Source organism: Vibrio sp. 1151_11, from assembly GCF_029478525.1.
In the GTDB taxonomy this organism is placed as follows: Bacteria; Pseudomonadota; Gammaproteobacteria; order Enterobacterales; family Vibrionaceae; genus Vibrio; species Vibrio anguillarum.
Genome location: NZ_SHMN01000003.1, coordinates 261,765 through 287,047, shown reverse-complemented (window position 1 = coordinate 287,047; position 25,283 = coordinate 261,765). Strand labels below are relative to the sequence as shown.

General features: G+C 45.8%; 26 protein-coding genes. 3 read left to right on the top strand and 23 right to left on the bottom strand.

Features of this window, described 5'->3' with window-relative positions; genetic code table 11:
- Positions 1-196 precede the first annotated feature (196 nt).
- From EXZ60_RS04355 to EXZ60_RS04335, 5 genes are all read right to left on the bottom strand, one after another.
- Positions 197-625: an N-acetyltransferase gene (locus tag EXZ60_RS04355; protein ID WP_277435336.1), complete on the bottom strand. Its 429-nt coding sequence runs from the start codon at positions 623-625 to the stop codon at positions 197-199.
- Between the two features lie 84 nt (positions 626-709).
- The gene (locus tag EXZ60_RS04350; RefSeq protein ID WP_277435335.1) at positions 710-1,570 is read right to left on the bottom strand and encodes a helix-turn-helix domain-containing protein; all 861 of its coding nucleotides are present in this window, start codon (positions 1,568-1,570) and stop codon (positions 710-712) included.
- Between the two features lie 78 nt (positions 1,571-1,648).
- A complete protein-coding gene (locus EXZ60_RS04345) occupies positions 1,649-2,467 on the bottom strand; it encodes a GNAT family N-acetyltransferase (protein WP_277435334.1) in 819 nt (272 codons plus the stop codon).
- A gap of 223 nt (positions 2,468-2,690) precedes the next feature.
- Positions 2,691-3,287, bottom strand: a complete 597-nt coding sequence (locus EXZ60_RS04340) for a tyrosine-type recombinase/integrase (RefSeq protein WP_277435333.1) — start codon at positions 3,285-3,287, stop codon at positions 2,691-2,693.
- Positions 3,288-3,558: 271 nt separating this feature from the next.
- A complete protein-coding gene (locus EXZ60_RS04335) occupies positions 3,559-4,569 on the bottom strand; it encodes a GGDEF domain-containing protein (RefSeq protein ID WP_088729417.1) in 1,011 nt (336 codons plus the stop codon).
- An 82-nt stretch (positions 4,570-4,651) separates the two neighbouring features.
- Here EXZ60_RS04335 and EXZ60_RS04330 point away from each other — a divergent pair, with 82 nt between their 5' ends.
- The gene (locus EXZ60_RS04330) at positions 4,652-5,701 is read left to right on the top strand and encodes a linear amide C-N hydrolase (protein ID WP_277435332.1); all 1,050 of its coding nucleotides are present in this window, start codon (positions 4,652-4,654) and stop codon (positions 5,699-5,701) included.
- Between the two features lie 423 nt (positions 5,702-6,124).
- On the opposite strand, the gene ompV is transcribed toward EXZ60_RS04330, so the two are convergent.
- From ompV to EXZ60_RS04240, 18 genes are all read right to left on the bottom strand, one after another.
- Complete coding sequence (gene ompV / locus EXZ60_RS04325; protein ID WP_064625617.1) at positions 6,125-6,898, bottom strand: outer membrane protein OmpV; 774 nt, start codon at positions 6,896-6,898, stop codon at positions 6,125-6,127.
- Positions 6,899-7,273: 375 nt separating this feature from the next.
- The gene (locus tag EXZ60_RS04320) at positions 7,274-8,503 is read right to left on the bottom strand and encodes a beta-ketoacyl-ACP synthase (RefSeq protein WP_064625615.1); all 1,230 of its coding nucleotides are present in this window, start codon (positions 8,501-8,503) and stop codon (positions 7,274-7,276) included.
- Positions 8,500-9,225 carry a 3-ketoacyl-ACP reductase FabG2 gene (locus EXZ60_RS04315; protein ID WP_017045136.1) on the bottom strand — a complete coding sequence of 242 codons (726 nt, stop codon included), beginning with the start codon at positions 9,223-9,225 and terminating at the stop codon, positions 8,500-8,502. The genes EXZ60_RS04320 and EXZ60_RS04315 overlap by 4 nt, the downstream gene beginning before the upstream one ends.
- Positions 9,222-9,686: a hotdog family protein gene (locus EXZ60_RS04310; protein WP_088732684.1), complete on the bottom strand. Its 465-nt coding sequence runs from the start codon at positions 9,684-9,686 to the stop codon at positions 9,222-9,224. The genes EXZ60_RS04315 and EXZ60_RS04310 overlap by 4 nt, the downstream gene beginning before the upstream one ends.
- Positions 9,664-10,899, bottom strand: a complete 1,236-nt coding sequence (locus EXZ60_RS04305; protein WP_194568374.1) for a beta-ketoacyl-[acyl-carrier-protein] synthase family protein — start codon at positions 10,897-10,899, stop codon at positions 9,664-9,666. Before EXZ60_RS04305 ends, EXZ60_RS04310 begins: the two co-directional genes overlap by 23 nt.
- Before the next feature lie 9 nt (positions 10,900-10,908).
- Positions 10,909-11,529: a DUF3261 domain-containing protein gene (locus EXZ60_RS04300; protein ID WP_277435331.1), complete on the bottom strand. Its 621-nt coding sequence runs from the start codon at positions 11,527-11,529 to the stop codon at positions 10,909-10,911.
- Positions 11,526-13,874: an MMPL family transporter gene (locus EXZ60_RS04295; protein WP_277435330.1), complete on the bottom strand. Its 2,349-nt coding sequence runs from the start codon at positions 13,872-13,874 to the stop codon at positions 11,526-11,528. Before EXZ60_RS04295 ends, EXZ60_RS04300 begins: the two co-directional genes overlap by 4 nt.
- Positions 13,846-14,457 (bottom strand): outer membrane lipoprotein carrier protein LolA, encoded by a 612-nt coding sequence (locus EXZ60_RS04290; RefSeq protein ID WP_017048106.1) that lies wholly within the window; start codon positions 14,455-14,457, stop codon positions 13,846-13,848. The genes EXZ60_RS04295 and EXZ60_RS04290 overlap by 29 nt, the downstream gene beginning before the upstream one ends.
- Positions 14,454-14,894, bottom strand: coding sequence for an acyl-CoA thioesterase (locus EXZ60_RS04285; protein ID WP_017050416.1), 441 nt, complete (start codon positions 14,892-14,894; stop codon positions 14,454-14,456). Before EXZ60_RS04285 ends, EXZ60_RS04290 begins: the two co-directional genes overlap by 4 nt.
- Before the next feature lie 8 nt (positions 14,895-14,902).
- The gene (locus EXZ60_RS04280) at positions 14,903-16,447 is read right to left on the bottom strand and encodes an aromatic amino acid ammonia-lyase (RefSeq protein ID WP_094166007.1); all 1,545 of its coding nucleotides are present in this window, start codon (positions 16,445-16,447) and stop codon (positions 14,903-14,905) included.
- On the bottom strand, positions 16,428-18,158 hold the full coding sequence (locus tag EXZ60_RS04275; protein ID WP_081244997.1) for a glycosyltransferase family 2 protein: 1,731 nt from the start codon (positions 18,156-18,158) through the stop codon (positions 16,428-16,430). Before EXZ60_RS04275 ends, EXZ60_RS04280 begins: the two co-directional genes overlap by 20 nt.
- Positions 18,142-18,510, bottom strand: coding sequence for a 3-hydroxyacyl-ACP dehydratase (locus EXZ60_RS04270; protein ID WP_017045145.1), 369 nt, complete (start codon positions 18,508-18,510; stop codon positions 18,142-18,144). Before EXZ60_RS04270 ends, EXZ60_RS04275 begins: the two co-directional genes overlap by 17 nt.
- A 22-nt stretch (positions 18,511-18,532) precedes the next feature.
- Entirely contained in the window at positions 18,533-19,915 is a 1,383-nt protein-coding gene (locus EXZ60_RS04265) for an AMP-binding protein (protein ID WP_277435329.1), read from the bottom strand.
- Positions 19,916-19,922: 7 nt separating this feature from the next.
- Entirely contained in the window at positions 19,923-20,480 is a 558-nt protein-coding gene (locus EXZ60_RS04260) for a hypothetical protein (RefSeq protein ID WP_017045147.1), read from the bottom strand.
- On the bottom strand, positions 20,480-20,737 hold the full coding sequence (locus tag EXZ60_RS04255; RefSeq protein ID WP_017045148.1) for an acyl carrier protein: 258 nt from the start codon (positions 20,735-20,737) through the stop codon (positions 20,480-20,482). The genes EXZ60_RS04260 and EXZ60_RS04255 overlap by 1 nt, the downstream gene beginning before the upstream one ends.
- Positions 20,738-20,752: 15 nt before the next feature.
- Entirely contained in the window at positions 20,753-21,013 is a 261-nt protein-coding gene (locus EXZ60_RS04250) for a phosphopantetheine-binding protein (protein ID WP_019282451.1), read from the bottom strand.
- Positions 21,014-21,203: 190 nt separating this feature from the next.
- The gene (locus tag EXZ60_RS04245; protein WP_029189783.1) at positions 21,204-21,977 is read right to left on the bottom strand and encodes a lysophospholipid acyltransferase family protein; all 774 of its coding nucleotides are present in this window, start codon (positions 21,975-21,977) and stop codon (positions 21,204-21,206) included.
- Positions 21,971-22,708: a beta-ketoacyl synthase chain length factor gene (locus tag EXZ60_RS04240; RefSeq protein WP_064625603.1), complete on the bottom strand. Its 738-nt coding sequence runs from the start codon at positions 22,706-22,708 to the stop codon at positions 21,971-21,973. Before EXZ60_RS04240 ends, EXZ60_RS04245 begins: the two co-directional genes overlap by 7 nt.
- Positions 22,709-22,859: 151 nt before the next feature.
- On the opposite strand from EXZ60_RS04240, the gene EXZ60_RS04235 reads away from it, so the two are divergent.
- Together EXZ60_RS04235 and EXZ60_RS04230 are read left to right on the top strand one after the other, a co-directional pair.
- Positions 22,860-23,930, top strand: coding sequence for a class I SAM-dependent methyltransferase (locus tag EXZ60_RS04235; RefSeq protein ID WP_029189785.1), 1,071 nt, complete (start codon positions 22,860-22,862; stop codon positions 23,928-23,930).
- 23 nt (positions 23,931-23,953) lie between these two features.
- On the top strand, positions 23,954-25,198 hold the full coding sequence (locus EXZ60_RS04230) for an NAD(P)/FAD-dependent oxidoreductase (RefSeq protein ID WP_277435328.1): 1,245 nt from the start codon (positions 23,954-23,956) through the stop codon (positions 25,196-25,198).
- The last annotated feature ends 85 nt before the right edge of the window (positions 25,199-25,283 follow it).

The window sequence follows — 25,283 nt, the reverse complement described above, 5'->3', positions numbered from 1 at the left end:
CTCACTGCTTTGTAAGTTGCTGGGTGCCAACTGGTGCCTTCGTGAAGGCTTGAGCCTAGTGCGGTGAAAGTTGCACGCTGGGTTCTTAGAGGGGCGACACTTGGTAACAGGTGTCGTCTACTCGACAAAGACGTGTTTGCCTAGATCGGCGTCAGCACGCCTCTGGACAAAAGTGAGCTAACAACAACTCCAGTGACTAATATCGATCCCACTTCATCATGCACTCAGGATGTCCCGTATGCTCATCCAACTGCTCACTGATGGTGATAAACCCTTGCTTTAGATAGAACTGATAGCTTGCGTGATTGGCTTTATATACAGAAAGAGTTAGAGTATTTCTTTGAGGCTTAACATGAGCGATTAACTCTTTACCAATACCTTTACATTGATGCTCTGGTGCAACAAAAATTGCCGCTAAAATGTCTTCGTATAGCGAGTAGAACCCTACAATCTCACCATTTTTTTCATATACATAAGTCTCTGAGGCAGGGATGTAGATATCACGCATGCTGGGAACTTGTGACTTCCAGAACTCTGGCGATACAAAACCGTGAGCCTTGATGGATGCATTAAGCCAAATTGTTAAAATGCGTTCAATATCTGTTGGCTTGAGTTTTCTAATCATTCCGATATTCCGTTGGTAAATTGTTTGGTATTGCCTGATATTATCCAAATTAAACGGTTCTGAGATTGAACATTTCCGACAATCTCAATCGTTGCTAGCTGTGATACCACCATAGACATCAATTGTTAACCCTCGCTCTTTTTCATAGGTTTTCGGCGTTAATCCTAACTGCTTTTTTAGGTAGCGGATTAAATGGGGTTGGTCACTAAATCCAAATCTGAACGCAATATCTACCCAGTCGAGAGCGTCTGAGTCTCGCTGATAAATATACTCTAACATCACCTCTAATCGATTCATGGATTGGCACTGCTTCAGCGTCATTCCAGTTACACGCTGAAAGCTTCTCTCTAAGGTTCGTTGTGAGCAAAAAAGCCGCTCTCCCAAATCAGAGATGGGGGTATTATCAAGATGCTTCAAAGCTTGCCGAGTAAGTTCACTGTGCTTATCTTCAGAGCACAGTTTGAGCCACGGTGTTAATTTCGTATCGAGTTGATCAACACAATTATTCGGGTCACTTTGAGCAAGAGGAATTAACTCATCTAAATCCAATAGATTATAAAGCCTGTCACCGCTTGCTACCTCTTCAACTTGATCGAGTAACATGGATTGCTCTAAAAGAGCCACTTGCTTCGAAAATTGGGGCAAGCTATACAAGGCTCCAGTATGAAATTTAATCCCAAGATGAACGAACGGATTGGTATGATCTAGTGCAACGGTTTGTTGATGGGGATAGAGCCAATGACTTCCTAATCCTATAGAAGCAGCCGAATTGAAATCATAACGATAGCGTTGATTTTTGGGCGAAATGATTAAGTGAGCACAAGGGTCAGGGTTAAGCTTCGGGAATGGATAGCTCTCGGCATTCGGTTGTTTTTCAATCAGCCAATAGCATTGAACATACTTAGCGACAGTTGGAGCTTTCGGTGATAATAACCAATGTAGCATCTAGAATTCCTATAACTTGATGAGGGCCGCCCATTTCAGAGCAGCCTAGCATAGCCAGAAATAGTTTGTGATTCGTTACTATAGTTCGAATTCAATCTGGACAATACGATTGACTGCCGTGAGACCCGCTCGTTTTATTGCCTTTTGCGCACCTACATTACTGCTCTCGGTAGAACAAATTGGCGTTAAGTTACGCTCATTGGCGCTTTTTACGAGCCAGTGAAGCACTTGAGTAGCAATGCCTTTCCCACGTTGTGACTGCGCGACAATCATGCCCAGATCGGCATATTCCGTTTGAAATTCGTCGAATAAGCGGCATTCACCTGCGGCAAGTAGTTCTGTTCCCTGCCAGTAACCAAATAGTTCTTTGCAATTGATTAGGTTGCTGTAATAGCCAGTTAACCATTCTTTGGGTGCTCCAATGTTAGTCGCAGCAAATTCAACAAACTGCTCCAATTGATCAGTGGATGCTTGCTGTAGTTCAACGTTACATTGGACGTTTTCATCGCTTTTTTCCATCTGCTGATACATCAACGCATTGACTGTAAACTGTGAAGAGTTATCCATGCACAGCGATAGATATTGAGTCTCAGCTGTGCTAACAAAAGCGCCTTTAACGTCACCAATGACAGAGCTGTTTCCATCAGTAATTAACGTAAATAAATCTCTTTGATCAGTGTTCGCCTCGGTGGATAGATAAAATTGCAGCATATAACCATCACCGTTGATACAGCAGTATCCGACAAGAGCACCTTGTTCATAGAACCCGTAGTGAGTCGCCATTGGTACAATACCGAAATGCCACATACCGTCTAAGGGTGCGGTGGATTGAGCAAAGTACACTTGTTTTAGGGAATGAATCTGTTCTAGGTTATCGATTGGTTTAATGTTTAACATCGTTTTTATCCTGCATGCTATACAATGACTCTTCAAGTGAGCATTGCTTTTCGATGTCACACATCATAGTTCTTGCTCTTAGCTAAAGATTGAATAAAAACGACAGTTTTCACTACGTATCATCAAAGCTTTATGCAGCCTTACCTATCCAAAATAAGAGAAGCTCTGAATTGTTTTGGGCCACAGGCTTTTCAGAAGAAAAGCCTGTGGCAGCTCCTGTCTGTCAGCAGTCTGTTTTCTCAGACAACCTCAGAGCGTCTTCTAGCTCAACGCCAAGGTATCGAATTGTGTTATCTAGCTTCGAATATCCAAGTAAGATCTGTACGGCCCTGATGTTTTTCGTTCTGGCATAGATTAAAGTGGCTTTGGTGCGGCGCATGGAATGAGTGCCGTAATAGTCAGCATTCAGTCCCAGTTTTGCAGCCCAATTCCTGATAATTGAACGATAGAATGAGTAGCTGATAGGTTGCCCAGTGCGTCGGCTACTCGGGAATAGAAAACTGCTTGCCTCTAGAGATGCTGCAAAAATCCATCGGCTAATACTTTGCTGTGTTCTCGGAGTAATCTCATAGTGGACATCGGTGCCAGTTTTTTGCTGGATGCACTGAACCCTTTCATAGATAACTCCTTGCGAAGAAACATCGTAAACGTGTAGTTTTAGCAAATCACTCGCTCTTAACTTGCTATCTATAGCTAAGTTCAGTAGTGCGAGCTGCATCAGATCATTTTCAATCTCTAGCCTAGTTCTGATCCGCCAGATCTCTTCAAGCTTAAATGGCCTTTTGATGCCACTGCATTTTCCAGATGATAACTTTCTCATGATGACCTCCTCTCAGTGTTTTTGGTCAACATGAAGTTTGGCAGTAACATTTAGTAGGGTTCAGGAAGATCTGAAACGTCGGTGGACATTTTTGCGTTAGAGATGCTAATAATTTAGTTTGAAACGGATAACTTTTGGTATTGAAAAAATGCTTGGTGAAGCCTCCAGCAATACTAGGGCCCGGTCAGATCTAGCCAAGCTTTCAACGGGCAATAGGATCAATGAATAAAAGTGTACTTTAGCCTCAAGTGACAGCAGAGAAGGTCGATGTTCAATCGTGTTGTGCAACAACCCTATTTCGCCCTTTTGATTTGGCATCATAAAGATTGGCATCTGCTTCACGCTGGATTTCATCGACATAACTCGACGTATGCGCCTCAGCCAAGCCAATACTGACCGTGACAGAGATCGCTCTCCCTAGATAGCGAACAGGCGTCCTATCAATTGCTTGACGAATGGCCTCCGCATTTTTGAGAGCATGTTGTTGAGAGACACCAGCTAACAGAATACAGAATTCCTCTCCCCCTTGGCGAAACACATTTTCTCCTCCCACCAAATGAGCCATCGTTTTCACCACAGACTGAAGTACGCAGTCTCCGCCATCGTGACCGTGTTCATCATTGATAGCTTTAAAGTGATCGATATCTAATACCAATAGAAAGTATGATGTTCCTTGAACTTTTAGCGCTTGGTAACGATGCTTCAATGCAAGGCGATTATTAGCTCCAGTCAGCGGATCAAGTGTGGCTAACTTACTTAGTTTGTTTTCCGTTGACTCGCGGTTGAACTCATACACATGTGCGATCGCCGAAATACTGAAATAACAAAAGGAGAAATTGATCATCATCGTCAACATGTCAAAGTACTGCTCTAGGTAAAATTGATAAATAATGTTGACGATCTGGATGAAAAACAAACATGCAGTCGCTACAAAGCCCACTTTGTAACCAAGCAACAAATAGTAAACAATAGGTAAAACCAGCGACCAAAAAAATACACCATAGACTGTTGGCTTGAGGAAAGTGCCACTAATGACGAGTAACGTCAGGCACAGTGACATAATGTGTTTATGGCCCTTGTATGCATTTCCCCTATCGATTTGGCGATAAACATGCCAAGAGTAAAGCGCATATAAGCCTTCCAACGTGCCGTATAGATAACTCTGGCTAATAGCAAAGTTACCGATAGCCAGCAAGGCGGCTAAACTTCCGATCCCGAGACTCATTCCTTTAAGCACTTTGAGGCGTAGTGTTAAGCTGCCATCGAGCTCGTTTATGTCCATATGTTCGTCCATGGGTTAAATGCCTATAAGTCTCATATATGATAACCTGATTAACTTATTGACAACAAGGATTTCAACGCATATGTGCACACGTATATTCAATAACTTAAACGATAAATTTCCAGTGACAGCGCGCAACATGGATTGGTATTGGCCCGTCAATACTTACTTTTACGCCTTCCCTGAGGGCACGGTAAACCGAGGTCTTAGCAGCGAGTCAGCGGCAAAAATCCATATTGCTCCGCAGCAGGTACTGCAATGGACATCTAAATACGCTAGTTTGACCACCGTCATGGGTAGCGACAAAAAGGGTTATGCCGCCGTAGACGGATTAAATGAAGCGGGGCTTGCAGTAAACGGCTTATATGATTCTCATGTCAGTTATGGTCCCACTGACGGTGAAGGTCAGTTCCTCAGCGCCAATCGCTGGGTTCAGTTTGTGCTCGACCGCTTTGCTAACGTCCAGCAAGCTATTCAGTATTTTGCCACTCACAGTATTACAATTGTCTCGGAGCTTTTACCAGACACCTCTAACACACAATCGCATCTTCACCTTGCTCTTTCCGATGCAGATGGCTGTTCAGGCGTAATCGAAGTGCGCAACGGTCGATTTGAACTCTATGAGAGCCCTCAGGATACCGTTGTCACCAATCAACCGGACTACAAAACTCAACGAATGCTGACGGCCTATTGGCAGTATATTTGGGGCAAAAGACCCAACGCTCCAGTTGAACACCCAGTATTTTCTGCGCCTGGCGGTAATAGCGCCACACAACGCTTTGAGCGCGCCAGTTATTACTTCACCTTTGCTCAGCCTGCAAAAAAACGACGCGAAGCGGTGTATCAAGCTAAATCATTGGTGGCCGCTTGCTCTGTGCCTGTGCACTTTAACCCCTATTGCGCCGAGAAAGCGTCTTACACGATCTGGACAAATCTTGCCGATCACCGCAAGAAAGTTTACTCCCTGTCTAGCACTGTGACCATGAACACACTGTCACTGCACTTTTCTCCCGAACTCACTACGAGTCAACGCTTGCTTCTGCAAAAAGAAAAAGCAACCAAATCAGCTTGCCCTATCGAGTCTGGCGACGTTACAGACCACCTCGTGGCATGCCCCAACCCATTCAGCTAGTTTTCCTTTGCATCGCCCTCACAGATAAAATCTGTGAGGGCGTCCACGGAGGAAAAGGGCAACTTCCAACACCATGTATATGACTTTGATTTACCTGCTCACTATTAGGGGTTGTTGTGTGGTTCGATGGCTTATTTTGGGGCATCTTTGATTCTGACTGATTTGTGCAACAGCCTGTGGCACAAATTATTCTTATGAAGGTTTGCAGCTATCTAAACACATTTCGGGGCAGAGATGAGTTTCATAGAATCGTAGATTTGTACTGCATGAATTACCTCAGGCATGGAAAACTCAGACAGGCAAAAGGCAAGATTCATAGAGAATCAATGCGTGGGTTCATATCGACGCTATTTTGATCGAGAAGGGCAGTTCAAGTAGAAAAATCAGGCAGGGGATACGGCTCCTGCCTGAGGGCGGTACAGCTTAAAAGTGGTAAGCGACGGTTGCGCCAACGAGCCATTGGTTTGCGCTTTCTACGATTGGCGAATTGGCGACATCAGAGCTTAAACGGGTGTAAGAACTGGTTTGGGTGATTTCCCAACGGTCATTAATTGGGTAAGCCAATTTGTAACCTAGGTTGTAAGAGAAGTCGCCACCTGCATGGTAAGCTTTACGCTGTGCGGTCGCTTCTTTGTCTTTCACACCGAAATAGTAGTTGTTGTAATCCGAACTCTGGTAACTAATGCCCGCAAAAGGTACCAAATCAACAGCACCTAAATCGATGACATGGAAGTAGTTAACGCCAGTTTTGTAGCCTTTGTTTTCGTTGAGAATATCATGTTGGAAGTAGGTCGATACGGTACCGTTACCCAGCGCGATATCAGCATTTAAACCCAGATCAATCGTGGCTTTACGCTTATCCATTCCTTTAACGCTGTTTGCCGAATCTTGGTCATAAGTAACGCCGCTGCCCGTCAGGTAAGTACCTAGATTAACGACATCCCCTGTGTTACCAAAGAAGCGGTAGTTAATACCGGTGAGGTCTGCATTCAAATCTTCACCGTGGTAGCCAAAGTTCAGCAAAGCACCGTAAGACTTGTCTTGATCCTTGAGTAGGTCAGTGCTGCCAAAAGCACCCGCTTCCGCAACCCATTGACCTTCGTGGGTATAGATATTGCCGTTACGAATGTACGTTTGGGCAGCTAAAGTGTTGCCCGCGATAAGTGATGCTGTAATAAATAGTGCGATCTTTTTCATTGTGTTCTTCCATTTAAGGGCTTATGTTTGGATATGAACACTGTACAAAATCGATAGGGAGGATAATATCAATAGTTTGTATGGCTATGTCTGACTTTCGTCAAAGCGGCTTATTCTTGCCCTAATCGTTGCAGTGGTTGGCTACGTTCGTTTATCCGAATCACATAGCCTTTCAGGCTTGATTTTGTGTGGGCAGGGCTCTGTTTGCTTGGCGCGGTGTTTTTTATTTTCAGACCGCAAGTCCTCGAAGTACTTGCGAAAAGTATTGGCTGATTGCTGGCGAGTATTTGGCAGGCGACCAATGTTGAAGAGGTAAATGCCGGATAAATAAACTCGTATAAAAAGCCGTTGTGTGGGCAACGGCTTTTTATGGGATTATTCGCTTAATTTCTTAAAAATAATCGAGGTGTTGATGCCACCAAAAGCAAAGTTATTGCTCATTAGGTATTGCACATCCAGCTCACGTCCTGTACCTGTAATGTAATCAAGATCGCCACATTGCGGGTCGATGTTATCTAGGTTAAGGGTTGGATTAAACCAACCGCTGCGCATCATTTCTAAACCTAACCAAGCTTCAACCGCGCCACATGCGCCTAATGTGTGACCAAAATAACTTTTCAACGAGCTGATCGGCACTTTACCCAACGCGTTTGCGGTGGCGTGACTTTCGGCTATGTCACCCCGGTCGGTCGCTGTACCGTGAGCCGAAACATAGTCAATTTTATCTGCACTTAACTTGGCATCACGCAGCGCCATCTCCATGCAGATTTGCATGGTGTCCATTTGTGGTTGAGTGACATGGGCGGCATCGCAGTTGCTGGCAAAACCGATGATTTCTGCGTGAATAACGGCACCGCGTGCGATGGCGTGTTGATACTCTTCAAGCACTAAAGTTCCAGCGCCTTCACCAATCACTAAACCATCACGCTGAGTATCATACGGGCGGGGGGTGGTTTTGGGTTGGTCGTTTTTGAGGCTAGTGGCAAATAAGGTATCAAATACGGCCGATTCGGTAGGGCAGAGCTCTTCACCACCGCCCGCCACCATCACGGTTTGGTAGCCGTGCTTGATCGCTTCGTACGCGTAACCGATGGCTTGGCTACCAGACGTGCAGGCGCTACTGGTTGGAATGACGCGGCCTTTGAGCCCGAAAAATAGGCCTACGTTCACCGCGGCAGTGTGAGGCATCATTTGCACATAAGTGGTGGCGGTAATAGCTCGAGTGGTTTTTTCGTTGAGCATGACACCAAACGCACCGATGGCATCGGTACTGCCTGTTGATGAACCATAAGCGATACCGGTTTGGCCATTCGTCAGCACTTCATGACCAATTAAGCCCGCTTGCAGCAGTGCATTTTCGGTGGCAACGGTCGCCAGTTGTGACACGCGGCCCATACCTCGGACTTGCTTACGCTTGTAGTGGCTAGGCAGTGTAAAGCCCATTATTGGCGCGGCGAGTTTAGTGTTTAAACCCTCATACTGCTCATAGGAAGGCATATATTGAGTGGCATTTTCACAAGCTCTGAGTTTTGGCTCAATACTAGACCAGTCATTACCAAAAGCAGTCACGCCGGACATGCCTGTAACGACAACGCGACGGGTCATACTAAGCCTCCATTAACCGAGATAACTTGGCGAGTGACATAAGCAGCAATATCAGACATTAAATAGCTCACAAGGCCTGCGACTTCTTCGGGTTCACCCATGCGGCGTAAAGGAACTTGTGGCAGTGCGTGCTCTTTGACGTGCTCATCCACCATGCCTGTATCGATTAAGCCCGGCGCAACGCAGTTGACGGTGATTTTGCGCTTAGCCAGTTCAAGCGCGAGCGATTTGGTCGCGCCAATCACGCCAGCTTTAGCTGCGCTGTAATTGGTTTGGCCCCGGTTGCCTGTGATGCCCGACACCGATGCTAAAGTCACAATGCGCCCACCTTGGCGTTTTTGCACCATTGGCATCACACAAGGGTGGAGGACGTTATAAAAGCTGTCTAAATTGGTGTGAATTACACCATCCCATTCTTGTTCTGTCATGGCGGGAAACGCCGTGTCACGAGTAATGCCCGCGTTATTGACCACGCCGTAATAAGCGCCATGCAGAGCAATATCGGCTTCTAATACTTCGCGACACTGAGCTCGGTTGCTGATGTCAAATTGAATCAGTCGGCCTGAACCACCGTTTTGCTCGATGGTCGCTAGTGTTTGCAGGGCACCTTGTTGGTCGCCCATGTAATGGACGGCAATGGCAAAACCATCTTTGGCGAGCGCAATCGCAATCGCTTTGCCTATGCCTTTACTCGCACCAGTCACTAATACGTGTCGGGTCATGCTTGACTCCTCATTTTCATTTCTTCTAATTTTTGTTCTGATGGCACATACACATTTAATTGGCATTCGGCCAAAAGCTGGTGTTGGTGCTCGATTCTTGCCTTAAACACGGCCATGCCATTGTCTTGCATTAGCTGTTCAGCGTAGATATCGAGCGTTTGCCCTTTCAAGAATGCATTGCACAGCGCGCGATAACGGCGACTGCCGAGCAGAAAGCCAATTGGCGGTTGAATGCCTTGGACAAGTGAGTGATACCCAGACCACGCGGCAATGGCTTGTGCCATAAACTCGATACCGACATAGGCCGGTATGCTTTGTGTCGCTGGGTTAAAAAACAGGTGGTGCGATTCAATATCCACTTGGCAGTGGATAGATTCGCTCTGTACCTCAAGCGCGCGGTCAATCAAAATCATCGGCGCTTGATGAGGCAGCAGTTGATCAATTGCAGGAAGCTTTGTCATTAACGTAACCCAAAATGAGGCTAATATTGTTGCCACCAAAAGCAAAGGAGTTGCTTAAAATGGCCTTGTTTTCTAAATATTGAGTGGTTTCCACTAGCGTAATATCGATGTCTGGCGCTTTGTTAGCACAGCGCTGAATGGGCAAAGGCAATTGGTATTGCAGTATGTGCCAAGCAATGGCGGCTTCGGTTGCACTGGCCGCGCCGAGCGTGTGTCCAGTAAGTGGTTTGGTTGAACTCACTGCAACGTGCTGGCCAAAAACGCGAAAAATCGCTTTACTTTCCATGCTGTCATTGAGCGGTGTTGCGGTGCCGTGAGCGTTGATATAGCCGATATCACTGGCGGTTAATTTGGCATCTTGCAGCGCGTTACGCATTGCCTGTTCTGCACCGTTTCCATCTGGGTGGGGCGCAGAAATATGGTGTGCATCGGAACTGTCGCCAGCGCCCAATAGCGCAATGGCGTGAGCGTGTTGCTGAGACGGCGTTTTACCCAGCAGCATAAAAGCGGCAGATTCACCAATGTTGATGCCATCTCGCTGTGCATCAAACGGCTTACACAAACGTTGAGACAACGCCTCTAACCCGTTAAAACCATTGAGTGTTAAGCGGCACAAAGTGTCAGCACCACCGACAATCACCGCATCAACCAACCCAGCATTAAGCATTCTTTTGGCGGTGATAAAGACGCGGCCACTGGACGAACAGGCGGTCGAAATGGCGTAGCAGGGGCCGCTTATTGCAAAATAGCGAGCGATAAAATCACTGCAATTGCCTAATTCCTGTTTGTAGTAGTGGTAGTCGCTTGGGAATTCGCCCTGCTCTAACTTGTGGGCGAGTGCGATTTCGCCATCAGCAATGCCGGATGTGCTCGTGCCAACCACCACTGCGATGCGATCTGCACCATAGGTGGCAATCGCGTGGCGGACACTCGGTTCAATCTGTTTCAGTGCAGAAAGAGCCAGTTGGTTGTTGCGCGTATTGAACGCACTTAAATGCGCTGGGATTTCTGGTAGTGGCTCACTCACTCGGCCTACGATGGTTGCGGTGCCACTATTGAGCGACGTGTTGTCAGCCACCATGTTGTCACAATAGCCCTGCGCTAAACTTTGGTGAATGTGCGACGAGTCACTCCCCATCGCGCAGTGAAAACCGCAGTCTTGGACATAAATAGGTGAGCGAGAATCAATAGGAGAAGTCGTGGATGAGTTCATGATAGCTGTCTACGGTTGTGTGAGCGGCAAAGGGTACTGAGCACTGAGCGTTGTAATCGTAATGGTGTAATTTAATAACTGATTGTGGAAGCGAATATCGCCCTTCATCGCGAAGGGATGTTGATAATCAATAACAATCACTGTTTCACCCAGTTCATTGATGAGTGTTCGTCTATTCTTATCATCAATGATTTGCCACTTTACCTTATTTAACGGGGCTTCCCAAGCATTTCGCGGCCAGAGCGTGATCATCAGGTTAAAGAGTATCTGTTCGGGCTTCGGCAAGGTGTTTTCCAAGCCATTGAGTACGCTGGTCTCAACAGTATCTTGCTGATAATTGAGCGATAAAATCCTCGTTCCCCAAGATGAAAACCCTGCCAGCACAATCTTGTCATCGGTGACCTGCAACTGGACCGGAAGCTGTTGGTTATGCTGGCCGTTATCATCTTGCCAATGGGCGCTGATCAACTGACTTGCCGTGACTTGATACCCAAGTTGCGCAGGTTTGGGCAGAGTAACGAATGTGTTGGGGCTAATTTCTACCTGTGTGGAGGCTTGGTTTGGCACTAAAGAGCAGCCAGACAACATCAGTAACAGCAAGGGCAGCGCACGGCGTATTCTCATCATCATAGTTTTTCCTCATGCGCTTTCATGGCGGCAGGTTGTGATTTGATCGCCATTGGTGAAAGCAACCAAGCCACGAAAATGCCGCTCAGTACCGTCAAACCAAAACTGTGGATGGCGTGAGTTTGGCTAAGAGCAAGCAGACCAAACGAGAGCAAAGTCGTTAGTGCCGAAAGGGTTATGGCAAGCAAGGTACTGTGACTGCGGGCTTGTTCGGCAAAAAAGAGCGTGTAATCAATACCGATACCTATCACTAATACCAGCGCTAATAGATTGAATAAATTGAGCGTAGAGCCTGTTGCGACGGTGACGGCTAACCCAGCGATGCAAGCAATCAGCGAAGGTAACATAATGCGAATGCTGTGTTTCACGCCGTAGCGCCAAATAGTGAGAGCGCTGATCAAGGTCAGAGCCAGCGCAATTAACTCCATCACTTTAAGGCGATACTGCCCAAACAGGGTTGAGATCTCTTCGGTTTTATTCAAATAGGCGTAGTCGCTATTTTGCGCCGCAAACTGCTTAATTACTGCTGCTTGGTGAACCTCTTTCAACAGCACTACCGCCGCCACTTTTTGCTCAACTTCACCTAAATAAAGAAAGCGCAGCGGTTGGGAAACATCATGGGCTAAATAATGCACCAGTGTCATGGGCAAAAATGACGCTTCAAGTTTAGGAGCCGAAGATAGTTTCAGCGTTTGAGCCAGTACTGCGCCTTGGTTTGCGTACAGTGCTTCAACCAGTGCGTAGTTTTCTTGCTGACGCTTAAGCGAGCTGATGTTTTGGCTTAAACTTTGGTAGCCAGAAAGTACGCCTTGTTGTTGCCATTGTGAAAATTGCGTATCTAATTTTTCTAACTGCTGCATTAATGCTTCATCATCGTTGGCACTGACGACCAACATCTGCTGTGATGATTGAATACCAGTCAAGGCGCTGATTTGCAGCTCTTGCTGTTTCAAGTCGCTAGGCATGGCTTGTAATTGTCGAATGTCATCGTTGTAGTGCACTTGCGTCAGGGCAAGGCTGCTGATGATCAATAACGCCGTGGGTAGGCCCCATTTAACCCATGGCTTTTGCCAAAGCGCAAACCATAAAGACCAATAAGTGATGCCGGGAAGCGTTCTCGATGAACTTGGTTTTTTGGCCAAAATCGGATACCAAGCCACGACCGTCGCGTAAGCGGCAACGAGCCCTAAGGCGGAAAATAGCGCTAACTGTTGTAAGCCGGGAAAAGGGGCGACCAGTAGACCGAGATAGCCAATTAAACTGGTGATTAATCCTAAGGTAATGGCAGTCAGGATATGCTTTAGTCCTTGCACGCTGTCCCAGTGTTCATTTGCGGCAAGGCGATCGGTCAGGTAGTGAAAGGCGTAGTCGATTGAAACGCCAATCAGGCTGGCCCCAAACACTAAGCCAAACAGATGGATCTGACCAAAAAACGCGGTGGTGATCACCATGGCAACCACTAATCCAACGGATACCGAGAGCAGTGCCAACAGTAAAGGCATGGCACTGCGAAAAACCAGCATCACCAACAGCACAATGCCGAGTAATGAGAAAAGGCCAATAGTGCTGATTTCTGACTTAGCACTTTGAGTACCAAAATCGGCGTAAAATAAAACACCAGTGTGATAAATATCCGCACCAAATTGTTGCTTGATGCGTTGTTGCCATTGAGCAATATCGGGCACCACTTGCTGCGCTTTGAAACTGTATGGTGAGTCGTTGAGCTGCGCGGTGATCAGCACGTATTTTTGGCCTTGATACTCGCGGGTTAAGTATCCATCTTGCAAACGAAAATGAGACGATAGCTGGCTAAGTTGTGCTAAGTAGTCGCGAAATAGCAGAAAAGGGTCGTGACTGAGCTCTTGCCCTGTTACCCCAGAAAAAGGGTTATATAGGGCTTGCACTACCGTTTGCACTTGTTGTTCGGGATGTTGACTGAGCTGATTGCGTTGCTCGCTGGTGAGCAGTTGTGCTCGATGTTGAAAGTAGTAACTGGCCCAAGCGCTCTGTTGAGTGGCATCGATTTTCCCAACCACATCCTTGAAATAGCCACTCTGCTTGAGCTCGCTTTCTAGCGCTGTAACGGATTTGAGTCGGTCAGCCTCATTGGGCGCAGTGACAATAAAGACCACCTTATCGCTCATACTGGTAGTGACTTTTTCAAACGCTTGCTCGGCGAGCACACTTTGCTGGTTGACCGGCAGTAGCTTAAGGATATCCGTCTCGATCGGTGAAGCCGCCGAAAAGACCCACTGCTTGAGTAGTAAGCCAAGACAAAGGGTCACAAAAGCCAACCAGAACAATGCCAGCCGGTTCGATTTAGAAGTTAAACTGTGCTTGCTCAGCATGGGTTAAACGCTCTGGCTGGTGGTTTTGGTTAGTAAACTGAATCTCGGTTTTGTCGCCTCGTACTTCTTGCAGGATCAAACCATCAATGTCATCTCGCCCCGTTAATGTTATCGAGGTAAACACCGAGCTCAGTGGCGCATTTCTCGGCGTTAAATTTAACTGCCACTGGCCATCTTCGCTGTGCAGCGTCATCGTAAATTGTTCATTCAATTGCTGCGTGTCACCATGAAATACCGACAAAAAGAGATGGCTGAAATAAAACGCCATTGGGTTCTCTTTTTCGGTAATCACCTGTGGTGGTTGGTTAGCAAAAGTTTGGCGAAGCTTATCTTGAGTTAGCACCAAATTAACTGGAAATGGTGAGTTTTGTTGCCAAAGTAAGCCATTTTGTTTATCGAGCAAGAATTTCCCGGCTGACGACAGTGGTTGTTCGAACATCTCAATATGGCGGAGTTGAGTAAACTCTCCGCGTACGATCTGGTGTTTCGCCAACTGCGCTTGCAGTGAAGCAAGGTCGGTCACCTGCGCCCAGAGTAGGGGCGAGAATAGAGCTAAAGTTAGCCAGAGAAAACGGCGCATCATAATTTCCCATAGGTATGCCAGTGCTGCACTTTGTCGGTAAATAGCGTTGGTGAAGCGAAACACATCTCTTGCGTGTCGATGCGAACCGCTACTTGAGTGGTGTGCGCTTTACACATTCGTTGCCCGGTCTGGCTATCAAAAATCATGTAGTCAACACGCAAGCGATTTTCCCATTCTGTCAAGGTCGCTTTGACACGAATCGTATGGTTGAACGGGATCGCTTTCACGTACTTCACGTGGGTATCAATCACCGGCCATAGGTAGCCCGACTGAGTCATCGCGTGATAGCTATAATCAATTTTTTCCATCAGCACGCGGCGTGCTTCTTCAAAAAAACGAAAATAATTGCCGTGGTAGATAACGCCCATTGGGTCGGCATCTTGAAACGAGGTGACTAAAGTCACCTCACTTTCCAATGGATGGAGTACATCGCTCATCGCGCTTCCTAGTAAAGTGTCCAGTGGCGTTGTTGAATGCGGCTAATGAAGTGGCGCAAATCATGTTCTAGCGGACGATCTTCCACCACAAAATCAAACTCTTGTAACACGGCTAAGCGCATCTGCTTGATATTGTGACTCATGTGTTGCTCATCCAGCTCATGATGACGTTTGCGTAATTCTATTGCTTGGGTCGCTGCTAGCAGCGAGGCGGCCGCCACTTGTTCTGTCAGTTCAAGCACACGTAGACAATCACGTGCGGCAATGGTTCCCATGCTGACTTTGTCTTGATTGTGACACTCAGTCGAACGTGAAAAAACGCTGGCAGGCATGGTATGTTTCAAGGCTTCGGCCGTCCACGCTGAAATGCCGATCTGCACGGCTTTAAAGCCGTGGTTGATCGGTTTTCTTTCGCCTTCTGCGCCAGTTAAGTTAAACGGTAAACCGTTGTTGAATTTGTAATCCATCAATTGCGCCATTTGGCGATCGAGCAAATCGGCTAGGTTAGCAACCTGTGTTTTTAAGGTATCCATTGCCATGGCAATGTGGCCGCCGTAAAAATGGCCGCCGTGCAGTACGCGTTCATTATCGCCATCGATGATGGGGTTGTCGTTGGCACTGTTGAGCTCATTTTCAATCAGTTGACGTAGCCACGGCAGCGCATCTTGCACTGTGCCAATCACATGAGGTGCGCAGCGTAATGAATAGCGATCTTGCAGGCGATCACTGTTGCGAGGTGGGCGCTCTGCTTGTAAGTCATCACGTAGCCATGCTGCGATTTGTTGCTGGCCAGGATGCGGCTTGACGGCAAATAGCGCGGCATCAAAATGGAAGTCGTTACCCTGAATACCGACAGACACCATGGCGGTAATTTTGGTGCAGAGTTGAGTTAAATACTCGGCGCGTTTATAGGCTAAACAGGCCAAAGCAGTCATGACTGATGTGCCGTTCATCAGCGCTAATCCCTCTTTTGGTTTTAGCTTGATCGGGCGAATACCCAGCTCGTTAAACACATCTTGAGTTGGGCGCATCTCATCTTTATAAAGCACGTCGCGCTCACCAATCAGTGTGGCCGCGAGGTAGGAGAGTGGCGTTAAATCGCCGCTTGCCCCGACCGAACCTTCTTGTGGAATACGAGGGGCGATATCGTGGTTGATCAAGGTGACTATTTGGTTAAGTAGTTCATGGCTCACACCAGAGACACCTTGCGCTAGTGAACACAAGCGTGTTGCTAATACTGCGCGAGATTGCTGATGGCTTAATACCTCGCCTAAGCCACAGCCGTGAAAGCGAGTCAAATGCAGTGGTAATTGGTCTACTAGATTCGGCGGAATGGCAACGGTACATGAATCACCATAGCCGGTGGTTACGCCGTAAATCACGCCTTCTTCTTTTAAAAGTCGTTCTAGAAAAGCGACGCCGCGATCAATTTTAGCGGTGAATTCCGCTGAAGAATTGAGGTTGGCCTGCGCGCCTTGCGAAATCGCGACAACATCTTCAATGGTGAGGCGATCGACGCCAAAAGTTATGCGGTTATCTGTCTGAATCATCATGCTGCTGTTTACTTAGAGTCCAAAAGTTGAAAAAGTTATACCACTGCAGTGGAGCTTGCAGTGTGTAATGTTCCAGCCGATCAGCGTAGCGTTGTACTACCTGCGCTAGCGCCGCTTGTCGCTCTTTTCTCGGTAAATCTATGTTGTCGCTAAAGTGCTCGAAATAGACGTTAAAATGTGGAGTTTTAGAACGTTCATCTCTTAAGCCAAACAAAAGGTAGACGGGAGCTTTCAACACCGAGGCCAACATAAAAGGGCCTTGTGGAAACGGTGCGGGTTGGCCTAAAAAATCGGCCCATACGGCTCGGGTCTCTTTGCTGGTGGACGTTCTATCTCCGACGATCACCACCCATTCTCCTTGCTCTATTTTCTGTTGAAGCAAAATAGCGGTATCGGGGCCCAAACGGCTCACTTGAATGAGGTTCAGTTCTGAGTTGGGATTGATCGCTTTCATTACCGCATTGAAGCGTTCGGCGTGCTCGGTGAAGACTAACGCATTGATCTTAATATGAGAATGCCGACGTCCCAGAGCGCGGCACAGTTCAATATTTCCAAGGTGAGATCCTAAAAGAAGCACACCTTGTTTTCGTTTTGCTAAAGTTTGGAACGATTCTTGACCATGGATGGTCAAATTTTTTACCGAAAAATCGCCTTTCCATGCCGCCAATTTATCCAGCATAGTGTGGCCAAAAGAGAGCAGATGGTTATAGCTAGAGAGATGATTTGGCAGCGTGATTTGGCGACGGTTTGCGTAGCTTTGTAAGTGCTGTAAATACTGTTCAGAGGCTTGGCGAGCTTGTTTTCCGGTAAGGTAGTAATAGCTCATTACAAGTTTCAGCATCAGGTTAAAAATTGGCCGACCGAGTAGGCTATATACCGCCAGTAACGCTTTAATACCCAGAACCGTTCCTCGTTCTTGACGCTTTGACCAGTGCTGGTTTGGCTCTGCGCCACTTTTGTTGTGCCTGCTTTGGTTGCGTTTCAGAAGTTGAGGAATACGCGGTAACATGCCAAAAAATAATTTGCTGTGCATCCAACTGATTTTGACGTTATCCCACAGAGCATCAAAATGAGAGACGCCTCCTTCAGGATAAATGACGCGAGTTTCCACAAAATCGATATCGACCCCGTGCCAATACATGCGAACTAAGATTTCGATATCGAAATCCATGCGCGTGCCGATCTTATGGTTATTGAGCACCTCAACGGTGAGGTCTACAGGATACGCGCGAAAACCACACATACTGTCTTTGATCGTAAAGGATAGCGTTTCAATCCAAACCCAAATATGCGTTGCGTAACGGCCATATAAACGCGCTTTGGGTACGCTGTCATCGTAAATCGGCTGACCAGAAATTAGGTGGTTTGGATGTTGCTTTGACGCGGCCAGTAATTTAGGCAGCGCTTGTAAATCATGTTGGCCATCGGCATCAATTTGGATGACGTGACTAAACCCCAACTGCTGCGCTTGGCGAATACCAGCCATTACCGCACCACCTTTGCCTTGGTTTTGTTCTAGGGTAATTAGGTGAACATGTGTTTGCTGAGCGACGTTGCTCAACACCTGTTTTGTTTGCTGATTGCTGCCATCATCAACCAGTAAAATGGGAAGTTCAAATACGCTGAGTGATGAGACCACTTCTGCTACTGTGCTGCCGTGGTTGTAGCACGGAATTAAAAAACAAGCTTGATAATCAGCCACAGATTTCACCCAACTTCATTTTTCCTGATGAGTGAATGATGTTTAAACCCTCACGCTGTGAACTATAACTAAACGCGAGTTTCTGTTTTTCCTCATCCCAACTTAATGCCAGTTGAACGGTCATGTCTGGCAAGATAGGTTCTTGGAATTTGATCACTTCCATACCTTGAAAGCTTGTGGGTACAGATAAGTATTCTCGTGCATAGCGCAGTGCCCAATCGATTTGGGTAACGCCTGGCAGCAATGGAAAATGTGCAAAGTGTCCTGAAAAATCAATAATGTCGGCGTCAACGCGCAGCGTCAAATTCACCGTGTGAGGCTGAGTTTCAGCACATAATAATGTGGGTGTTCTTTTGGCCATAATCTATTGGGCTTCGTTATTTTTATGGTTGGAATAGTGTTTCTAGTTCAGCAACAAGGCGCTTACCTTGGCTGTTGAGTGGGATCTCTTTTACCACTCTAAAGCGTCGAGGTACAGCAATAGGTTCTAACCATTGGCGCAGTTCAGAACGCAGCAACAGCCAGAACTTCCCCTTTCCAAGTTGAGCTAATTTTTCAGTGCCGCAGGCTGACAGTACAATCGCTGAGATTAAGATCAAACGTTCACCGTCTTGTTGTGGTAACACGGCTGTTTCACTGATCCACGGCAGTTGTTCAATACGCTGTTCCACTTCAACCAGTGAGATCCGTTTTTCTTCGATTTTGATAATGCGATCGGTGCGACCTTTCAAGGTAAAGTGCCGTTGGTCGGAAAACTCACATTCATCGGCTGTTTGATACCAATGATTCGGATCAATGTGTGCGGAGCGCAAGGCTAAGCAGTTCTCGCTGTTAAGTCTTGCTTCAACAGTAGGAAAAAGCTGCCATTGCTGTGTTGCACTGTGCTGTTGCCGAAAAGCGATGCCGCCAGTTTCCGTACTGCCATACACTTCGATAGGTCGTTGCCCAAACAGGGTTTTTGCGTGACAAGAAGCAGAGTAGGGAAGCGGGCCACCGGAAGAAAATAGTGTGCGCAGTGGGCTTGGATGCTCTTGTGATAAGCGTTTCAATAGCGCAGGGCTACTGATCAGCACAGTGTCCGGATGCGCATGTGCGGTCACTTGTTCTGGAAATTCCAAGTTATGGCGGGCAAATGCTCGGCCTGCACACAGTGGCCATAACACACGAAATAGCAACCCATAAATATGTTGATGAGAAACTGTACTTTCCACTTTTGCACCAATGAGCTGTTCGCCCCAAAGCTGCTCTAAAATAGCGATTTCAGCTTCAAGCTGCCGCAGTGTTTTGATGATAGCCTTAGGCTGACCGCTGGAGCCTGACGTAAACAGCGTCACGGTTTGTGTCTCTAATGAAAGTGGTGCAAAACAAACGGCTTCATCGCGCATGTCGTTGGGTAGCGCTAAATGGTTAAGAGAGAAAGTTGGCGTAGAATTGGGTATTGTTATTGCCTCATCACACAGCAACAACTCAAAGTGTTGACTCAGTTCTGCCAGTGCCGCAGGTTGATAATTACCGGGCAGAATTAATGATTTTTGCGTGTAACAGACGGCGAAAAAACCGACTGAGAACCGATAGCTATCGCCAGCACACAGTGCAATATGATGTTCATTTCGCGATGCCAATTGCCGGCTTAGTTGGCTGACATCGGCGACAAAGTTTGCCCAGCTAATGGTGTTATTGAGGTCAAAAGCAACACAATGCGAATCGTTTCTTGGTGAGGAGAGTAACGTTGCAAGCGAACAAAAATCGGGGTTGCCGAAAGTCATAGCGTACCTAGCCTTTGCGAATCCTTTGCCTTACTAGCCATTCCGTTACAAAGAGGCTGCCAGCAAGGAGATAACTGATCAATCCGTTATACAACGTCCAGATCTCGATAGATTGGAAGCAGGTATAAAGTGCGATGGCTCCATTCATGATGAAGTAGAGGCACCACACTTTAGTGACCGTGCGTGTGTACTCAATGCCACTTTGAGGAAGTTCAGGCTCTTGCAGTCTCGCCAGCCGTTCAATCACTGTTTGCGGTTGCGTTAGGCTCAAGGCAAAAAGAGCCAAAAGACATACATTAACCACAACAGGGTAAAACAGTAGCCAACCATGCTGCTGAAAGAGCATCCCCAAAGTCACCAAAGTGATACCAACGAACCCACTAAGCCAAGCCAGTTGCTTCAGTTCTTGAAGCTTGGCTTGCCAACCAGAAAGAATTCTTAAAGCGAAAATAGCGGCTAAGAAGCCCCCTATAGCTTGCAAACCAAACTGATTAATCCCGAAGTAGACCGCGAGTGGGTAGGTAAGCAGGACGATTGCAGACAAAATCGTCAGCAATCGCCGCATTAGCTTTCCTTAACAAGTTCAATAACCGATTCCACCACATCATTGACGGTGCGAACGGCTTTAAACTCTTCAGGCTTGATTTTTTTGCCAGTCACTTTTTGTAAGTGAACGACAAGATCTACAGCATCAATACTGTCGAGATCGAGATCTTGATAAAGGTGAGCATCTGGTTGAATATCGGCTTCATCAATTTCAAATAGTTCAACGAGAGCTTCTTTAACTTGATCAAATACTTGTTGTTGGTTTACTTCTGTCATAACGCTATCTATTTATTAGTGGCTAGTTTGAGATGAAATATAATTTGCTAAGTTTGCCACTGATGCAAAGTGTTGGCGAGTATTGGAGTCATCAGCGTCAATGACGATATTATACTTCTTTTTAATGGCCAAACCGAGCTCTAAAGCATCGATAGAATCTAAACCTAACCCATCACCAAAAAGTGGTGCGTCAGTTTCGATATCGTTAACTGAGATATCTTCAAGATTTAGTGCGTCGATAATGAGCTGTTTTATTTCTGTGTGTAGTATTTCCACTTCAACCTACTTATATAATGTTCTAGCCGTTTTGAACAAAACCTTGATATACACTTCCTCACTTAAAGTTGTAGCGGTGCTGTCTACGTTCGCTCACCCCAATCATATCGTTATCTATACGAATGGGGACTTACTCACTTTCTGCTTCGCTGTAACTTGACGTTATGGGGCGATAACTTCAATAGTTTTGTCATTTCTGGTTATTGTTTTGGGGGAAAATCACCTCTGCAAGGTGGCGATTTAAACGTCGTGCTGCAGTGGTGGGGTTATCAGCACCTTCAATAAAAGGTGTGACGACAACTTTACCCTTTATCTCCACATGGAAAAAGGGTTTGGTTTTAGGAACTTGGTACCACTTTTGCTCTTTTGTGAGAAAACTCGGAGAAACGGTAATATGTACGATGCGTAAGTCTCTTTGAGTTCGGATTGCGATTTGCGCCGCACCGCGCTGCAATTTGGGTTTAACGCCGGGTGTGGTTCGCGTGCCTTCAGGGAAAATCAATAATACGTTTCCGCGGCTCATGCGTTCCTCGCACACATTTAACAAATCATCAGGTGTTTCATTGGGGATATAACCTGCGGCTTGAACAATCCGTTTCATAAAAGGATTGGCCCAGATAGCTGATTTAACCAAGCAATCGCACTGATGAAGTTGTGATGCAATGAGAACATAATCAATTAAGCTTGGATGATTGGCGATAATAAGGCAGCTTTTATCCTGTTTTAATAGTTCTGCGTTGGTTATTTTATAGTCGATGGCACCTGTTAATTTCATCAACTTACAAAATATATTGAATGAGTTTTGGATTGATTTTTGAACTTTATATTCACGACGATCTGTTTGCGATGAAAATAATGCAATCAGTGGGATAATAATAAAACTCAGCGTTAATCCGCCTAAACCAAATATAAAAAAACAAAAACCTGTAGCAGCAATACGCCAGTAGCGGTTGAACTCTAACATTTTCGTTGCCATTTCCAAGCGCTTTGCGAGCCCTCAATGATCCATTCAGATTTTTCTGACAAATAGTGGTGAAGAAACGACAATGCTTGCGGCTGTTGTGGCTTGGTATCAGACATCTGCATAGAGAGCGTAAAATCTGAACCGTGAGACAGGGTTAACCCTAAGGCATAGCCTTGAAATTGCCACTCTTCGTATTGTTGGTAGTCGCTAGGTAATGGCTCATCAAAATCAACCAACAGCACTTTGTGACTAGGGTGCTCATTTAAATAGAGCCAAGCTTCTAATATGGCACTTTGAAATGTGTTTTGTGCTGCTGCAATCGAGGTTAACGGGATCGGTTGTTTTGAAGCGATGGTTGCTAGGCCTGCCGCTGTATTATGAACAGATTGTGAAAACGCCATTGGTGAGGCTTCTTCGCCAATCAATATCGACTTCACGATTTCAACGCTACGATGAAGCTCGCCATGACGACATGAAAACACCATGTAATCAATATGTTGTGATTCTATAGCAGTCAGTGCAGTCTGCACGGCTAATTTGCTCAAACTACTCATTCTGCGGCGCATCATAGGAGGAATATGGTCTGTGTTGAGCGTATTATCGTCAGGCCAAATCTCTTCTCTCGCCCAATTTTGCCAATCAGAAGGGTGAGATAAGCCTGCAGAATTTGCAACCCAAGTATCAATATTTAACGTGATTATTTGCTGTTGATTTGACATAAGATATTGCATTGTTTTTGATAGGGTTAAATACTATGGCACAAGATTATTCTTCGCAACTATAAACGTTTGTATCCTTGACTTAAATATTGATTTTTAAGAATTGAGTCGAACTTAGATTAAGTGTTTGGATATTGTTCACAAATTAAAGTTAGGTTTTAATGTGTTAAATCAAAAAATAGATCCTTATAACGCTTTAGAGGCAAAAACCGAAGCTCAAAAATTATCTTTTGCCCCCATCGTTTTTCATACGGCGCGTACATTACGTGACTTAGGCATATTGGCTGCATTAGATAATGCTGGCGAAAAAGGTTTAAACGCAGAACAAATTGCTCAAGAAACGAGCGTGTCAGAGTATGGCGTTAAAGTATTACTCGATATGGCCATCAGTGCCCACATTGTTTTATGGGATAAACCGAATTATTCGTTGGCTAATCTAGGCATTTTTTTGCTGCATGATGGGATGACGCAAGCCAATATGGATTTCACGGCAGACGTTTGTTATGCCGCCATGATGCACTTAACTGAATCGATCACCGAAGGCAAGCCTGCTGGTCTGAAAGAACTCGGCGATTGGGATACCATCTACCAAGGTTTATCGCGTTTGCCCCAGCAAGCTAAAGACAGTTGGTTCAAATTCGATCACTTCTATTCCGATCGTTCTTTTCCTATTTTGCTGAAAGAAGTGTTTCGTAAAAAACCGAAACATTTGGTCGATATTGGTGGCAATACGGGTAAATGGGCACTGCAATGTTGTCACTATGATTCAGACGTTGAAGTGACGATTGTGGATCTGCCACAACAGTTGGAAATGGCGATGGCTAACGCGCAGCAACAAGGTTTTACGCAGCGTATTCATCCTTTTCCAGCCAACATGCTCGATAAAGAACAACCGTTACCAAAAAATGCGGACGTGTGGTGGATGAGCCAGTTTTTAGACTGTTTTTCGCCAATGGAAATTTTGAGTATTTTAAAACGCGTTCGCGCCAATCTTTCTGCATATTCGACGGTTTATATTTTGGAACTGTTCTGGGATTCACAGAAGTACGATGCGGCTTCTTATAGCCTCAATGCCACCTCTTTGTATTTTACCTGCCTTGCAAATGGTAATAGTCGCTTCTATCGCAGCGAAGATTTCTTAGAAATCGTTCAAGCAGCAGGATTACAGGTGATCAAACGAACCGACAATATTGGCCTTGGCCACACCTTGTTAGAGCTAAAAGCCCAAGCTTAATTAAAATCGATGCGAGTCAATTCATGAATAAAGAGATAACTCAAGTTGTTATCATTGGTGCGGGCCCTTCGGGTTCGACTGCCGCGGCATTACTCCATGCGCAAAACATACGCGTGTTGGTTATCGAAAAAGCACTTTTCCCACGCTTTTCTATTGGCGAAAGCTTATTACCTGCTTGTATGGAAGTGATAGAAGCGGCGGGAATGTTACCTGATGTTATGCGTGCGGGTTTTCAATATAAAAATGGTGCTGCCTTTCGAAAAAATGGTGTATACGCCCAGTTTGATTTTACCGACAAATATTCGAATGGGCCGGGAACCACTTTTCAGGTACAGCGTAGTCAATTTGATAAAGTATTAGCGGATTCTGCTGTTAAGCAAGGGGTTGAAATTCGTTATCAACATCAACTGACGAATATCGAATTTGAAGAGAATAAATCACAATTATTGGTGACGGATCAACACGGTATAACGTATCAAATTGAAGCCGACTTCGTGCTTGATGCCAGTGGCTTTGGGCGAGTATTGCCTAAGTTACTCGATTTGGAAGAGCCGTCGTGTTTACCTCCGAGAAAAGCCATCTTTACCCATATCATTGATCATATCTCCCCTGAACAACCAGACTACGACCGAAACAAGATACTGATCTCCGTCCATCCGCGTAATCCTGACGTATGGTACTGGCTCATTCCTTTTTCTAACGGCACATGTTCATTAGGTGTTGTCGGTGAACCGTCGTTTTTTGACGGCTATCCAAGTGATAAAATTGCGGCGATCCAGCAGTTGGTGAATGAAATGTCTGAGCTGGCAGAACTGCTTTCGAAGTCCGAATATCCTAATCCTGCTGGTGAGCTAGGCGGCTATTCTGCAAATGTTAAGCACTTGGCCACGGTAAATTATGCTTTATTAGGCAATGCTGGTGAATTTTTAGACCCGGTGTTTTCATCAGGTGTAACGATAGCCATGAAATCGGCTCAGTTAGCGGTGTCTTGTGTTGTACGCCAACTAAAAAAAGAAAGTGTAGATTGGCAGCAAGAGTATTCTCAGCCATTAATGGTCGGAGTGGATACGTTCCGCACTTATGTGGAAGGTTGGTACAACGGCATGTTACAAGAGGTGATTTTTTACCAAACGCCCAATCCAAGAATAAAGCAGATGATTTGCTCTATTCTTGCAGGATATGCTTGGGATCGTAGTAATCCTTATGTCGCTGAGCATCAACGACGCTTATCAAGTTTAGCTGAAATTATTCGTACTTCATCTCATTAATAATATCCGCACCGAAATTATGTTTTGGTGCGGATATGCATCTCACATTCTAATTTTATGGGTTTATTCTCTTGTAAGATTATTC

Excerpts from the sequence above, each read along its gene's own strand:
- EXZ60_RS04340 (WP_277435333.1), bottom strand. The coding sequence starts at position 3,287 with ATGAGAAAGTTATCATCTGGAAAATGCAGTGGCATCAAAAGGCCATTT.
- EXZ60_RS04245 (WP_029189783.1), bottom strand. The coding sequence starts at position 21,977 with ATGTTAGAGTTCAACCGCTACTGGCGTATTGCTGCTACAGGTTTTTGT.
- EXZ60_RS04230 (WP_277435328.1), top strand. The coding sequence starts at position 23,954 with ATGAATAAAGAGATAACTCAAGTTGTTATCATTGGTGCGGGCCCTTCG.
- EXZ60_RS04355 (WP_277435336.1), bottom strand. The coding sequence starts at position 625 with ATGATTAGAAAACTCAAGCCAACAGATATTGAACGCATTTTAACAATT.
- EXZ60_RS04305 (WP_194568374.1), bottom strand. The coding sequence starts at position 10,899 with ATGAACTCATCCACGACTTCTCCTATTGATTCTCGCTCACCTATTTAT.
- EXZ60_RS04265 (WP_277435329.1), bottom strand. The coding sequence starts at position 19,915 with ATGACTTTCGGCAACCCCGATTTTTGTTCGCTTGCAACGTTACTCTCC.
- EXZ60_RS04320 (WP_064625615.1), bottom strand. The coding sequence starts at position 8,503 with ATGACCCGTCGCGTTGTCGTTACAGGCATGTCCGGCGTGACTGCTTTT.
- EXZ60_RS04290 (WP_017048106.1), bottom strand. The coding sequence starts at position 14,457 with ATGATGCGCCGTTTTCTCTGGCTAACTTTAGCTCTATTCTCGCCCCTA.
- EXZ60_RS04295 (WP_277435330.1), bottom strand. The coding sequence starts at position 13,874 with ATGCTGAGCAAGCACAGTTTAACTTCTAAATCGAACCGGCTGGCATTG.
- EXZ60_RS04255 (WP_017045148.1), bottom strand. The coding sequence starts at position 20,737 with ATGACAGAAGTAAACCAACAACAAGTATTTGATCAAGTTAAAGAAGCT.
- EXZ60_RS04280 (WP_094166007.1), bottom strand. The coding sequence starts at position 16,447 with ATGATGATTCAGACAGATAACCGCATAACTTTTGGCGTCGATCGCCTC.
- EXZ60_RS04270 (WP_017045145.1), bottom strand. The coding sequence starts at position 18,510 with ATGGCCAAAAGAACACCCACATTATTATGTGCTGAAACTCAGCCTCAC.
- EXZ60_RS04345 (WP_277435334.1), bottom strand. The coding sequence starts at position 2,467 with ATGTTAAACATTAAACCAATCGATAACCTAGAACAGATTCATTCCCTA.
- EXZ60_RS04335 (WP_088729417.1), bottom strand. The coding sequence starts at position 4,569 with ATGGACATAAACGAGCTCGATGGCAGCTTAACACTACGCCTCAAAGTG.
- EXZ60_RS04350 (WP_277435335.1), bottom strand. The coding sequence starts at position 1,570 with ATGCTACATTGGTTATTATCACCGAAAGCTCCAACTGTCGCTAAGTAT.
- EXZ60_RS04300 (WP_277435331.1), bottom strand. The coding sequence starts at position 11,529 with ATGATGATGAGAATACGCCGTGCGCTGCCCTTGCTGTTACTGATGTTG.
- EXZ60_RS04315 (WP_017045136.1), bottom strand. The coding sequence starts at position 9,225 with ATGACCCGACACGTATTAGTGACTGGTGCGAGTAAAGGCATAGGCAAA.
- EXZ60_RS04285 (WP_017050416.1), bottom strand. The coding sequence starts at position 14,894 with ATGAGCGATGTACTCCATCCATTGGAAAGTGAGGTGACTTTAGTCACC.
- EXZ60_RS04310 (WP_088732684.1), bottom strand. The coding sequence starts at position 9,686 with ATGACAAAGCTTCCTGCAATTGATCAACTGCTGCCTCATCAAGCGCCG.
- ompV (WP_064625617.1), bottom strand. The coding sequence starts at position 6,898 with ATGAAAAAGATCGCACTATTTATTACAGCATCACTTATCGCGGGCAAC.
- EXZ60_RS04240 (WP_064625603.1), bottom strand. The coding sequence starts at position 22,708 with ATGCAATATCTTATGTCAAATCAACAGCAAATAATCACGTTAAATATT.
- EXZ60_RS04330 (WP_277435332.1), top strand. The coding sequence starts at position 4,652 with ATGTGCACACGTATATTCAATAACTTAAACGATAAATTTCCAGTGACA.
- EXZ60_RS04260 (WP_017045147.1), bottom strand. The coding sequence starts at position 20,480 with ATGCGGCGATTGCTGACGATTTTGTCTGCAATCGTCCTGCTTACCTAC.